Origin of the sequence: Spirabiliibacterium mucosae (assembly GCF_014884965.1) — a bacterium.
GTDB lineage: Bacteria > Pseudomonadota > Gammaproteobacteria > Enterobacterales > Pasteurellaceae > Spirabiliibacterium > Spirabiliibacterium mucosae.
Window position 1 is genome coordinate 13,709 of record NZ_JABTBO010000010.1, and the last position, 13,025, is coordinate 26,733.

Annotated in this window: 12 protein-coding genes and 2 pseudogenes; 9 read left to right on the top strand and 5 right to left on the bottom strand. The window is 51.8% G+C overall.

Annotation, left to right across the window (positions count from 1 at the left end; genetic code table 11):
* The first annotated feature begins 37 nt into the window (after positions 1-37).
* The 4 genes from HPC37_RS05105 (at position 38) to grxD (ending at position 3,791) form a co-directional block, all read left to right on the top strand.
* A complete protein-coding gene (locus HPC37_RS05105; protein ID WP_208122112.1) occupies positions 38-463 on the top strand; it encodes an META domain-containing protein in 426 nt (141 codons plus the stop codon).
* A gap of 138 nt (positions 464-601) precedes the next feature.
* A complete protein-coding gene (gene argG, locus HPC37_RS05110; RefSeq protein ID WP_208122113.1) occupies positions 602-1,939 on the top strand; it encodes an argininosuccinate synthase in 1,338 nt (445 codons plus the stop codon).
* Between the two features lie 139 nt (positions 1,940-2,078).
* Entirely contained in the window at positions 2,079-3,377 is a 1,299-nt protein-coding gene (brnQ, locus tag HPC37_RS05115; protein ID WP_208122114.1) for a branched-chain amino acid transport system II carrier protein, read from the top strand.
* Positions 3,378-3,452: 75 nt separating this feature from the next.
* Positions 3,453-3,791 carry a Grx4 family monothiol glutaredoxin gene (gene grxD / locus HPC37_RS05120; RefSeq protein WP_208122115.1) on the top strand — a complete coding sequence of 113 codons (339 nt, stop codon included), beginning with the start codon at positions 3,453-3,455 and terminating at the stop codon, positions 3,789-3,791.
* A 54-nt stretch (positions 3,792-3,845) separates the two neighbouring features.
* Here the strand turns inward: grxD and cdd are convergent, their stop codons facing one another.
* The 4 genes from cdd to potA all read right to left on the bottom strand — a co-directional run bounded on the left by cdd (position 3,846) and on the right by potA (position 7,598).
* Positions 3,846-4,763: a cytidine deaminase gene (gene cdd / locus HPC37_RS05125; protein ID WP_208122116.1), complete on the bottom strand. Its 918-nt coding sequence runs from the start codon at positions 4,761-4,763 to the stop codon at positions 3,846-3,848.
* Between the two features lie 111 nt (positions 4,764-4,874).
* Entirely contained in the window at positions 4,875-5,639 is a 765-nt protein-coding gene (gene potC, locus HPC37_RS05130; protein WP_208122117.1) for a spermidine/putrescine ABC transporter permease PotC, read from the bottom strand.
* Entirely contained in the window at positions 5,639-6,499 is an 861-nt protein-coding gene (gene potB, locus HPC37_RS05135; protein ID WP_208122118.1) for a spermidine/putrescine ABC transporter permease PotB, read from the bottom strand. Before potB ends, potC begins: the two co-directional genes overlap by 1 nt.
* Complete coding sequence (gene potA, locus HPC37_RS05140) at positions 6,480-7,598, bottom strand: spermidine/putrescine ABC transporter ATP-binding protein PotA (protein ID WP_208122119.1); 1,119 nt, start codon at positions 7,596-7,598, stop codon at positions 6,480-6,482. Before potA ends, potB begins: the two co-directional genes overlap by 20 nt.
* Before the next feature lie 292 nt (positions 7,599-7,890).
* Between potA and ribH the strand changes: the two genes are divergently transcribed.
* The 5 genes and pseudogenes from ribH (at position 7,891) to HPC37_RS05165 (ending at position 10,948) form a co-directional block, all read left to right on the top strand.
* Positions 7,891-8,373 (top strand): 6,7-dimethyl-8-ribityllumazine synthase, encoded by a 483-nt coding sequence (ribH, locus tag HPC37_RS05145; RefSeq protein ID WP_208122120.1) that lies wholly within the window; start codon positions 7,891-7,893, stop codon positions 8,371-8,373.
* On the top strand, positions 8,370-8,780 hold the full coding sequence (nusB, locus tag HPC37_RS05150; protein ID WP_208122121.1) for a transcription antitermination factor NusB: 411 nt from the start codon (positions 8,370-8,372) through the stop codon (positions 8,778-8,780). Before ribH ends, nusB begins: the two co-directional genes overlap by 4 nt.
* Positions 8,781-8,809: 29 nt before the next feature.
* Positions 8,810-9,813: pseudogene (gene thiL, locus HPC37_RS05155) on the top strand (thiamine-phosphate kinase).
* A complete protein-coding gene (locus tag HPC37_RS05160) occupies positions 9,806-10,294 on the top strand; it encodes a phosphatidylglycerophosphatase A family protein (RefSeq protein ID WP_208122122.1) in 489 nt (162 codons plus the stop codon). The pseudogene thiL and the gene HPC37_RS05160 overlap by 8 nt, the downstream one beginning before the upstream one ends.
* Before the next feature lie 12 nt (positions 10,295-10,306).
* Positions 10,307-10,948, top strand: coding sequence for a LysE family transporter (locus tag HPC37_RS05165; protein WP_208122123.1), 642 nt, complete (start codon positions 10,307-10,309; stop codon positions 10,946-10,948).
* Between the two features lie 144 nt (positions 10,949-11,092).
* Here the strand turns inward: HPC37_RS05165 and dxs are convergent.
* A pseudogene (gene dxs / locus HPC37_RS05170) lies at positions 11,093-12,959 on the bottom strand (1-deoxy-D-xylulose-5-phosphate synthase).
* Between the last annotated feature and the right edge of the window lie 66 nt (positions 12,960-13,025).

A 13,025-nucleotide genomic window follows, 5' to 3' on the forward strand; every position in this document is an offset into this window, starting at 1 on the left:
TGCTAAAATTGCGCAAATTTAACGCACAGGAGAGCGCATGCCAAAACTGACCGCACTTTTAAGCGCAAGCTTGCTTTTGGCCGCCTGCAGCACAGCGATGACAACGCACACCCCCGACAGCCTGCTGGTGCGCCACTGGCAGGTGATTGAGCTTGACGGCAAGCCCGCCGAGGGCGATTATGCGCTGACGATCGCGCGTGATGGCAAACTCAGTGCTTATTTTGGTTGCAATCGCATCATCGCCGCGCTTGAGCGCGCGCAAGACGGGCAGTTCAAACTCGCCTCAGATGTGGCCAGCACGCGTATGTTGTGCCCACACGGCGACGAGCAGCGTGGGATTGCGGCATTGCAAAGTGCGGTGCGCTATGATGTCGTCACCCGCAAGGCCCCCGTTGAGCGCTTGGAATTGCGTGACGGCTCTGGCAAGGTGCGTTTGACCGCACTTTATAGATTATTTAACTAACCGCCAACGTGCGGTTTTTTATCGCGCCAAAATGAATATTTATTCTTAAAAATGAATATTTATGGTGGACAACAACGTGAAAAATTTGGATAATGCACAGCATTGTCTTTTATCAACACCAAATCAATAGGGATTATTATGTCTGCGACAATTCTTGAATCTTTGCCGAAAGGCAAAAAAGTGGGGATCGCTTTTTCAGGCGGTTTGGACACCAGTGCAGCACTTTTGTGGATGCGCCAAAAAGGGGCAGTGCCTTATGCCTACACCGCCAACCTCGGCCAGCCAGATGAAGACGACTACGAGGCCATCCCACGCAAAGCCAAAGAATACGGCGCAGAAGATGCCCGCTTAATTGACTGCCGCAAACAACTCGCCCACGAGGGCATTGCCGCCATTCAATGCGGCGCGTTTCACATTACCACCGGCGGCATGACCTATTTCAACACCACGCCATTAGGCCGCGCGGTGACAGGCACCATGCTGGTGGCGGCGATGAAAGAAGACGACGTCAACATTTGGGGTGACGGCAGCACCTTTAAAGGCAACGACATTGAGCGCTTTTATCGCTATGGCTTGCTCACCAACCCTAATTTGAAAATCTATAAACCGTGGCTTGACCAGCAATTTATCGACGAGCTTGGCGGTCGCCATGAAATGTCTGAGTTTTTGATCGCCAACGGCTTCAACTACAAAATGTCGGTGGAAAAGGCCTACTCAACGGATTCCAATATGCTTGGCGCCACCCACGAGGCGAAAGATCTCGAGTTTTTAAACGCCAGCATCCGCATTGTTAACCCGATCATGGGCGTGCCGTTTTGGAAAGAAGACGTCATTATCAAACCTGAAGAAGTCAAAGTGCGGTTTGAAGAGGGCGTGCCGGTGGCGTTAAACGGGCAAGAATTTAGCAACCCAGTGGAACTATTCCTAGAGGCGAACCGCATCGGTGGCCGCCATGGGCTGGGCATGAGTGACCAAATTGAAAACCGTATCATTGAAGCGAAAAGCCGCGGCATTTACGAAGCCCCAGGCATGGCGCTGTTGCACATCGCCTACGAGCGCTTGGTCAGCGGCATTCACAATGAAGACACCATCGAGCAATACCGCATCAACGGCTTGCGCCTTGGCCGCTTGCTCTACCAAGGCCGCTGGTTTGACCCTCAAGCGTTGATGCTGCGTGAAACTGCGCAACGCTGGGTAGCGCGCGCCGTTACAGGTGAAGTGACCCTTGAGCTGCGCCGCGGCAATGATTACTCAATCCTCAACACCGAGTCACCAAACTTGACCTACGCACCTGAGCGTTTGAGCATGGAAAAAGTTGAAAACGCACCGTTTAGCCCAGCTGACCGCATCGGCCAGTTGACCATGCGCAACCTCGACATTGTGGACACCCGCGATAAGATTGGCATCTACACCCAAACAGGCTTGCTGACCGCCAGCCAAGAGAGCCAATTGCCGCAATTAGACGCGAAAAAATAAGCGATAACCGCTAAGATGACCGCACTTTGCTGAAAAGTGCGGTTTTTTTTGCTCTTTTTTCACACCCTGTGTAGCTTTGGAATTTTTTTTAGCGCAAAAATAAGGTAGAATTCCGCTTTATTTTGTTGAAGGATACGCAATGTTAAGTCGTAAAGAACTGGCTGTGCTCGGGATGATGATTTTTTCGCTCTTTCTCGGCGCTGGTAATATTATTTTCCCGCCAATGGAAGGGTATCACGCCGGCACAAGCTGGCTTTGGGCGGCGTTGGGTTTTGTGCTCACAGGCGTGCTGATGCCGTTTATCACCTTGATTGTGGTTTCCGTTAAAGGCCGCGGTGAGGCGCTTTCAACCGATTTGCCAAAATGGGCGGGCGTGGTGTTTTGGTCGATTTTGTATTTGGTGATCGGCTCTACGTTTGCGATGCCGCGGGTGACCAACGTCGCCTTTGAAATGGCCTGGGTGCCGCTTGATATATATATCGGCGAAAACGCCCATTTAATTTTCGCGGCGGCGTTTAACCTCATAGGGATGTTTTTCATGCTTGGGCGCAGCACCATGATTTCCACTATCGGGAAGTTTATGGCGCCGGCGTTGCTGATTTTGTTACTCATTGTCGCCTATGGCGTGATCACAAACCCGATTTCACCGATGGTGGCGCCAAGCCACGCCTATGCTGAAAATTCCGCGGTGATCACAGGCTTAGTCGGCGGTTATCAAACCATGGACGTGCTTTCAGCGATGGCGTTCGGCGGCATTGTGGCGCGCGCAATGGCCGTTAATGGCGTGAAAGACAGCAAAGCGATTGTGAAATACACCCTCACTGCGGGCACGATTTCCGTGCTGTTGCTCTCTGGGCTCTACTTCTGCTTGTTTTATCTGGGTGCGACCAGCGAGCAGGTGGCGAGCAGCTCAACCAACGGCGGGCAGATTTTCGCGCGTTCGGTGGACGTGCTCTTCGGCCGCCAAGGCTCGTGGATCATGAGCGGCATCGTGATGCTGGCCAACCTCACCACCTTGGTAGGCGTGACCAGCGCGTGCGCCGATTATTTCTCGAAGTTCCACCACCGTTTGAACTACCGCTTTTTTGTCATTTTGTTCACCATTTTAACCATCATCATCTCAGACACGGGGCTAGACACCTTGCTGCGCGTGACCATTCCTGCGTTGTTGTTGATTTATCCGATCGCGATCATGCTGGTGGTATTGCAACTGCTGCGCCCACGCTTGCCGAATGTGGCGCTGGCGTATAATCTCACCATTGCCGTGACCGCACTTTTAAGTGCGTGTGACAGCTTGAAAAATATGGAGCTATTGCCACAAGGGATTGCGCAGGTGGTGGAGCATATTCCGCTGGCCAATCAAGGCTTGATGTGGCTGCTGCCGGCGGCAGTTGCTTTGGCGGTGAGTGTGTTGCTTGGCAAAGCAAAAGCGAAATAATTGCCACAGGGCTGGCGCAAAGCGTGCGTTAGGATTATAATACTTGACTAAAACAGAAAACTATTAGAGGCAATTATGGAAACGATTGAACGCATTAAACAACAAATTAGCGAAAACCCGATTCTGCTGTATATGAAAGGCTCGCCGAAGTTTCCGTCTTGTGGCTTTTCAGCGCGCGCCGTTGAGGCATTGATTCACTGCAAAGTGCCGTTTGGCTATGTGGATATTTTACAAAACCCCGACATTCGCGCCGAGCTGCCAAACTACGCCAATTGGCCAACCTTCCCGCAATTGTGGGTGGAAGGGGAGCTCATCGGCGGTTGTGACATCATTATGGAAATGTTCCAACAAGGCGAATTGCAACCGCTGCTAAGCGAAGTGGCAGCCAAGCACCAAGACGACGCGCAAGCGTAATTTTCTTAAGCTAAAATGCAAAGTGCGGTCAGCTCATCACTGACCGCACTTTTGTTATTCTAGGCTGACAAACTCCAGCGGCAGCTTGCACAGCGTGGCTAGCAGTTGTTGCGCCATCACTTTTTGGCTCAGTGGTGATTTTTTCTCAATCAACACCGCGCGTTTGATGTTTTGCAGCTCAAAGCCACTTAAAATCAAATGGTTAATCGCTACCTGCAACGCATTCAAACTTGGGTTGAATGCGGCATTTTCAGCATAACTGCCCCAGAAGTAGAAACTGTCTTCTGTCTCCAATGCTGCGCCGGCAAAGGCGCCGCTATAAGGCGCATGGCTGATGTTAAGGCCAGCCAGTGCCGCCTCGTGCAATGGGTCTTCACACAGCAACAAATAGCCATTATCCCGTGGCAGCAACAGCCGCTCATTAATGTCGAGATCATTGGGCCCAAAACTGTGGGGCAGGAAGGTTTTCAGCGCATTATTCGGATTTTCAGGCAAGTTAATCACCAATCCGTCGGCTTTGTTGAGCTCATTCATAAATTGCCGGCAATGCCCGCACGGCGCGTAATTGACCGAAATCTCGCGAAGCGCGGTTTCGCCCCGAATCCAAGCGTGGGCAATGGCGCTTTGCTCGGCGTGCACCGTTTGCTGAATGCAGCTGGCTTTGAACTCTAAATTCGCACCAAAATAAAACGCGCCACTTTCACCAATGGCAATGGCGCCAACGTTGAATTTCGAAATTGGCGTGTGAGCATACGCACTCGCCACCGGCAACAGCGCCAGCGACAACTCGCGTGCGGTGAGGTTGAACTTGTCGCACAAATGGCGCACCGCAAAGTGCGGTAAGTAGGCATTAAAACGCTGCTCGCTGAACAGCGTGAACACCGTTTGCGCCAAGGCTTGGTCTTTTAACTGCCCACAGGCCTCGCGCACTTTGTCCGAAATGTGATGTTCTGGCTGATAATGGTTTGGCATATAGCACCTCATTTATTGTTATTATTGCCCTCATATTACGCGAAAAAGAACAAAAGGTCTTCGAAAAAAGACCTTTTTGTGAGTTATGTCAACAATATAGTCGGTGAGTGGCTATTTTTTGCGTGTTAACAGCAAACTGATAGTGACGAGGACCAGCGAGAGGATGATCATCAAAAATGCCAGTGCGTTGATTTCTGGCGTCACGCCCGTTTTCACCATCGAGAAGATTTTCAGCGGTAAAATCTCGTAGCTGATGCCGCTGACAAATGAAGACACCACCACATCATCCAGCGAGATGGTGAAGCTCAACAGCCAGCCGGAGACGATCGCCGGCAGCGCCAGTGGCAGGATGATTTTGCCCAAAATGGTCAACTCGCTGGCGCCGAGATCTTTGGCGGCTTCAAGCATTTTGATATCAAACCCCTTAAGGCGCGATAAAATCGTGATCACCACATAAGGCAGGCAGAAGGTGATGTGCGCCAGCAACAGCGAGGTGAAGCCCAGCTGCAAGCTAAAGAGCATAAACAGCGCCAACAGGCTCACCGCCATCACGATATCAGGCGACATCATCACCACAAACAGCATGCCGCCGACAAATTGCTTGCCGCGAAAGCGGTAGCGATACAGCGCAATGGCCGTCAGCCCGCCGATAATGGTCGCCATGCTGGCGGCAAAAAAGGCGATGGTGACAGAGTGTACCGCTGCTTGAATTAAGGTGTCGTTTTGGGCGAGATTTTCATACCACTTCCAGGTGAAGCCCTTCCAGCTCAGGCCGTAGCGGTCTTCGTTGAAGGAGTTGATAATCAGGATAATAATTGGAATATAGAGGTAGCTATAAACCAAAAACATAAAACCGCCGCGTAAATATTTGCCCATTATTCTAACTCCGGTTTTTTGTTAAGTAACTTGCCTGCACGGTAATACACGTAGAGCAATAACGCCATTAACACTGTCAGCCCAATGCTAATCGCCGAGCCAAACGGCCAGTTGCGGGAGACCAAAAATTCGTTTTTGATCACATTCCCCACCAGCAGGATTTTTGACCCACCGAGCAAATCGGCGACGTAGAACATCCCCATTGCTGGCAGCAGCACCAGCAAGCAACCAGCGATAATGCCTGGCATCGTCAGTGGCAAAATGATTTTGACAAAGCGCTGAAAGGCGTTGGCGCCGAGGTCTTTGGCGGCTTCAAGCAAGCGAGCGTCGAGCTTTTCAATCGCGGAGTAGAGCGGCAAAATCATAAACGGCAGCAAAATGTACACCAAGCCGATGATGACCGCACTTTCACTGTTGATGATGCGCAGTGGCGTGTCGATAATGCCTAACGAAATCAAGGTGTTGTTGAGGACACCGCGCGCGCCGAGAAAAATTTTCATGCCGTAGATGCGAATCAGTGAGTTGGTCCAAAACGGCAAAATCACCATAAACAGCAGAATCGGGCGGTATTTTTGCGGCAGCCGCGCGATGAAAAACGCGAACGGATAGCCCACCAGTAAGCACACAATGGTGGCAATGCCCGACATATACAGCGAGTTCCAAATCACTTTGGCATAAAGCGGGTCGACAAGGCGCTTGTAGCTGTCGAGTGAAAAGGTGAAATCAATCAGCTCGCTGCTGTCGCGGGTTAAAAAGCTCGCCCCGAGCACCAGCAAATTGGGCACGAGGATGAAAAAGATCAACCAGGCGAAAATCACCGCCACGGTCATGGTTTGAAAATTACGCGTTGTTATCTTCATTTTCCAACACCACTTCCCAGCTTTCTACCCAGGTGATTGCCACTTTTTGGTTTAAGGAGTGATCCACATCAGGGTCATCTTCATTGAAAAACTCACTGATGAGCACAATTTTGCCGTTTTCCAGCTCGATGGTGGAATCCAGCGTCATGCCTTTGTAGTTTCGCTCGCGCACAAAGCCGATCAAACCATTGCCTTTTTCGCCGTGGTTGACCTCTTCCAAGCGCAGATCCTCAGGGCGGAGCAGCACTTTGAGCTTGGCGCCAACATCAAAAGTGCGGTTGGCGTAGATATCACAAATGCGGCCTTCCACATTGGCGCGCAGGCGGCGCTCGTCAAGGCGCTCGATCACGGTGGCGTCAAAGATATTGATTTCACCAATAAAGCGCGCGACAAACAGCGAGTTTGGCTCTTCGTAGATTTCACGCGGGGTGCCGTCTTGTTGCAATTTACCTTCACGCAGCACAATGATGCGATCCGACATACTCAAGGCTTCTTCTTGGTCGTGGGTGACAAAAATAAAGGTGATGCCCAACTGGCGCTGCAATGCTTTGAGTTCGTTTTGCATTTGCTTGCGCAAGTTGTAGTCAAGGGCAGAGAGGGATTCGTCAAGCAGCAGCACTTTTGGCTTGTTGACCACCGCGCGGGCAATCGCCACACGTTGTTGCTGGCCGCCGGAGAGCTGCGCGGGCTTACGTTTGGCATACGCTTCAAGCTGCACCATGCGCAAGGCTTCCATCACGCGCGGTTTAATTTCATCCGCCGGCACTTGTTGCATTTTTAAGCCAAAGGCTACGTTATCATAAATGCTCATGTGCGGGAACAGGGCATAGCTTTGAAACACCGTGTTAACCGGCCGTTGCTCGGCGGGCATGTCGCTGATGTCTTGCCCATCGAGGATAATTTGCCCACCATCGAGGGATTCAAAGCCTGCAATCAGGCGCAAAATGGTGGTTTTACCGCAGCCAGATGGCCCCAAAATCGTGATAAATTCACCGTTATTGATCGACAACGAAAAATTGTCGATGATGGCCTTTCCGTCAAACTCTTTGCGGATGGAACGCAGCTCAATAACGGGCGCAGCGTTGACAATAGTTTCCACTTTCTTTGGTTTCCCCCTTTACGATTGACGCGCAATCATGGTTGTTTTAGGTCAATACAAAGGCGTAAGAATACCACAATTGATTTTAAGATGACAAAAAATTCCGCGCATTTTTGGCCATTTTTGCAAACTTTTTTCACGCTATAAAAGTGCGGTTTTACTGTTTGATTTTATTGCGGTTTTTTGGCCTTTTTAAACGGCTTGAAAATCGCCTTTAAGATTTTGCTTAAACGCCCTTGGCTTTTTGTGGTAGAATCCGCGCAAACTTGTGAAATACACCAAAAGGAACACTATGAAACACATTGAAGGCCAGTTGAGCGCGCCGAATGCCCGCATTGCGGTGGCGATTGCCCGCTTTAACAGCTTTATCAACGACAGCCTGCAAGCAGGCGCGGTGGACGCACTCAAACGCGTCGGCCAAGTCAAAGACGACAACATCACGATTGTGAAAGTGCCTGGCGCCTATGAGCTGCCACTGGTGGTGCGCCGCTTGGCGGCCACAGGCGAGTATGACGCGATTGTCGCCCTCGGTACTGTGATACGCGGTGGCACAGCGCACTTTGAGTATGTCGCCGGCGAAGCGGCCAGTGGCCTAGGCCAAGTGGCAATGCTGGCGGATTTGCCCGTGGCTTTTGGCGTGTTAACCACAGAAAACATTGAGCAAGCGATTGAGCGCGCAGGTACCAAAGCTGGCAACAAAGGCGCTGAGGCGGCAATGGTCGCGCTTGAGATGATCAGCGTGCTTGAGCAAATCAAACAAGGGGGCAAAAAATGAGTAAAGTTTCCCCGCGTCATCGCGCGCGCGAATGCGCACTGCAAGCGCTCTATTCTTGGTTGATGTCGCAAAATGACGTCGCCGATGTGGAAGTGGCGTTTATGCTTGAGCAAGACATGAAAGGCGTGGACGTGGTCTATTTCCGCACCCTGTTGCAAGACACTGTCGCCCATGAAGATGAACTGAAAGCCTTGATTGAACCGCACTTAGATCGCGCGTTCAAAAGCCTTGACCCAATCGAGCGCGTATTGTTGTTGATGGCCGCCTGTGAGCTGCGTTTTCAAGACGTGCCTTATAAAGTGGTGATCAACGAAGCGGTGGAAGTGGCCAAAACCTTCGGCGCGGAAGAAGGCCACAAATACATTAACGGTGTGTTAGACAAAATTGCACAAGGTCTTGCGAAATAAAACATCACCTCATGTTGTAAGGAGTGCTTGTGTCGCAAAACAAAGCTGAGTTTGATTTAATCAAGCGCTATTTTAGTGCCTCGCGCCGCAGCCCGCGGCGTGATGTGCCACTGGCGGTGGGCGATGATTGCGCCATTTGTGAAGTGCAACCCAATCAACACCTCGCCATCACCTGTGACACCATGGTTGAAGGCACCCATTTTTACCCCGATATTGACCCCGCCGATCTCGCCTACAAAGCCGTGGCCGTGAATTTAAGCGATCTCGCCTCCATGGGCGCAGAGCCTGCGTGGGTGACGCTGGCCTTAACCTTGCCGAAAATTGACCATGACTGGCTGGCGCGCTTTAGTGAAAGCTTTTTTGAGATTATCGATCACTATAACGTTGATTTAATCGGCGGGGACACCACTCGCGGTGCGCTGTCGCTCACCATCACCGCCCATGGCTTGCTGCCGCGTGACAAAGGCATTTGCCGCCACCATGCCCATGTGGGCGATTGGGTTTATGTCACAGGCACTCTTGGTGACAGCGCCAAAGGTTTTGCACTGTTAAGCGAGGGCAAAAGCAAAGCAACGGCCGATGCTATTGAGCGTTATCTCATTGAGCGCCACCTGCGCCCAACCCCGCGCGTGCTGTTTGGCCAAACCATTGTGCCTTTTGCCAGCGCAGCGATTGACATCTCCGACGGGCTATTGGCCGATCTGGGCCATATTGTTGCGCGCAGCGGCGTAAGTGCGGTGTTGGATATCGACAAAATCCCGCTGTCACCGCAATTGTTGGCAACAACCGCACTTGAGCAGGCGCAAACGCTGGCGCTCACCGGCGGCGAGGATTACGAGCTGTGCTTTTGCCTGCCCGAGGCGCAACGCAGCAAGCTTGAAAAGGCCTTAACCCACATTGGCGTGGCCTATACCTGCATTGGGCAGCTGCGCGCAGCCAAAGGGGAAAGTGCGGTTTTGTTACAACGTAACGGAAAAATCATCCCCGCCCCGCGCACACTGGCTACGATCACTTTGGAGCAGAGAATGAATAAACGCCCGGAATTGCAAAAACTCAATTTTAAAAACCCGATTCACGTTGCCGCCATCGGCTTTGGCTCGGGCTTGATTTACCCCGCCCCCGGCACTTGGGGCACCTTGGCCGGCTGGCTGATTGGCCTTGGCGTAATAGCCACACTGGGCACCACGGCTTTGTTGGTGTTGGCGATTATCGCCAGCCTCATCGGGCCGAAAATTTGCGGCCAAACAGCGCAAGATATAGGCGTGCATGATCACGGTTCAATTGTGTGGGACGAAATTGCCGCCATTTGGCTGGTGCTGGCCTGCCTGCCGGCGCAAACCGCACTTTGGGCGCTCGGCGGTTTTGTCGCCTTTCGCGTGTTCGATATCACCAAACCCTATCCCATTAAAGCGCTTGACCGCAAATTGCACACCGGCTTTGGCATTATGATTGATGACACCCTAGCCGCGGTGTTTAGCTTGGTTGTGCTGTATCTGATTTATTGGCTTGTGTAGTAAAAGGCTGTTATGTTGTTTGCCCTGAAAATTTTATTGATTCACACCATTGCGCTGATGAGCCCTGGGCCTGATTTCTTTTTTGTCGCGCGTAAATCCTTGGCTGAGCCGCAGCGCAATGTAGTGCTGGGCATCTTGGGCATCTGTGCAGGCTTGAGCATTTGGGTGGTGGCCAGCATCGTGGGCTTGGCGATTTTGTTTGCGCTTTATCCAGCCGTTCAAAGTGCGGTCTGGCTGCTCGGCGGGGCGTATTTAAGCTATTTAGGCGTCAAGCTGGTGCGCGTGCGGCAAAACATCACGCCAGAGCAGTTCGCTCAGCGCCACCCAACCCGGCAGCGGCGTGAGGGCTTGGCGCATTTTCGCCAAGGGCTGTGGGTGAATTTATCCAACGCTAAAGTGCTGATTTTCTTCAGTGGCATTTTCTCGATGCTGGTCTCCCACCTCGGTGCGGGCTGGGTTGGCTTTGTTGCCGTAATGGTGGTGCTGGAGAGCTTTGTCTATTTTTATCTGATTTCACGCATTTTTTCGCTTAGCAAAGTCAAACAATTTTATTTTCAATACAGCCGTTACATTGATAACGTCTGCGGTTTAGTGTTTTTGAGCTTTGGCTTATTTTTGATCTACAGCGCGCTGCAAACTGGCGTGAGTGCTTAAAAAAAGAAACCCGATAGCCAAAGAGGGCATATCGGGGGAGGTCTTACAATAAGTAAAATGTAAAAAGACAACTGCATTTGCAGTGCACTAGCATTAATTAAGACTCAAGTGCGGTTGAAAAGTTCATAAAAAAGTGAGATTTTTTTAAAAATTTTTAACCGCTTGAATTTTTTCAATAATTCCGTTGGCATCGAGCCCCAATTCCGCCATCACCTCAGCCGGCTCACCTTGGGCGATAAATTCATCACCAAAGCCAAGGGAGAGCAAGCGGGCGCTGTGGCCACGGGTGAGTGAAAGTTGGTTGAGGAATTCCCCCACCGCACTTCCCGCACCGCCTTTGAGGGCGTTGTCTTCAACGCTGACCAGCAGGCTGTGGTTTTCAAGCAATGAGCTAATCATAGCCTCATCAATCGGCTTGGCAAAGCGCATATCCACCACCGTGGCGTTGAGCGTGTCGGCGGCTTGCATCACCGCAGGCAACAAGGTGCCGAAATTGAGCAGGGCAATGTTCTCGCCAGAGCGCACTTTGCGTGATTTACCAATCTCGAGTAGCTCCAACGCGTCAAGCGTGCACCCTGTGGCGCTGCCACGCGGGTAACGCACGGCGGCCGGGCCATTGTGATGCAATCCTGTGTAGAGCATTTGGCGGCACTCGTTTTCATCACTTGGCGTCATAATCACCATGTTTGGGATGCAGCGCATAAAGCTGATATCAAACGCGCCTTGGTGGGTTTGCCCATCAGCACCGACAACGCCTGCGCGGTCGATGGCAAAGAGCACAGGCAAATTCGGGATGGCCACATCGTGGATCAGTTGGTCATACGCGCGTTGCAAAAAGGTGGAATAAATCGCCACCACGGGCTTGAGGCCGGCAATCGCCATGCCGGCCGCCAGTGTGACGGCGTGCTGCTCGGCAATCGCCACGTCAAAATACTGCTGAGGAAAGCGGTTGGAAAACTCCACCATGCCTGAGCCTTCGCGCATCGCAGGCGTAATGCCCACCACGGTGGCGTCTTTTTCCGCCATTTCGCACAACCAGCTGCCGAACACGGCTGAGTAGGTTGGCACTTGCGCAGTTTTTTTTCGGCAATTGGCCAAGCAGGTGGTCAAATTTTGGCACACCGTGAAAGCCGATCGGGTCTTTCTCGGCTGGCGCATAGCCTTTGCCTTTTTTGGTCATAATGTGCAAAAACTGCGGGCCTTTGAGGTTGCGCATATTTTTCAGCGTGGAGACCAATTCATCAACATTGTGCCCGTCAATCGGGCCGATGTAGTTAAAGCCAAGCTCTTCAAACAGCGTGCCACCTGGGGAGACAAACCCTTTGAGGTGCTCTTCGGTTTTTTTCACAAAGGCTTTGATTGGCGGCAGGCCAGAGAGCAAGTTTTTGCTGCCTTCACGAATGGAGGAGTAAAACGAGCCAGAAAGCAGCCGTGCGAGGTGATTGTTCAGTGCGCCGACGTTTTCTGAAATCGACATTTCATTATCGTTTAAAATCACCAGCATGTCGGTGTGCAAAGAGCCGGCGTGGTTGAGCGCTTCAAACGCCATGCCAGCGGTCATCGCGCCGTCACCAATCACGCAAATGGTTTTGCGATCGGCGTTTTCTTTTTCCGCCGCAATGGCAATGCCAAGGCCCGCGCTGATGGAGGTGGAGGAGTGGCCAACGCTGAGCACGTCGTATTCACTTTCGCCACGCCACGGGAACGGGTGCAGGCCATTTTTTTGCCGAATGGTGTGCATCTGCTCGCGCCGGCCGGTGAGGATTTTGTGCGGGTAGGCTTGGTGGCCAACATCCCAAATGAGCTGATCAAACGGGGTGTTGAAGACATAATGCAGTGCCACCGTTAATTCCACGGTGCCAAGGCCCGATGCCAAATGCCCACTGCTTTGGCTGACAGATTCCAACAAAAACGCGCGCAGCTCGTCGCACAGCTGTGGCAGCTGCTCACGCGGGAGCAAACGCAAATCGTCTGGTGTGTTGATGGTCGATAATAAAGAATATTTTTGCATAGCGTGGATTATAACGACAATTGCGTCAAACATAAATCACAAAATGCCATTTCGGCGTGATTGCGG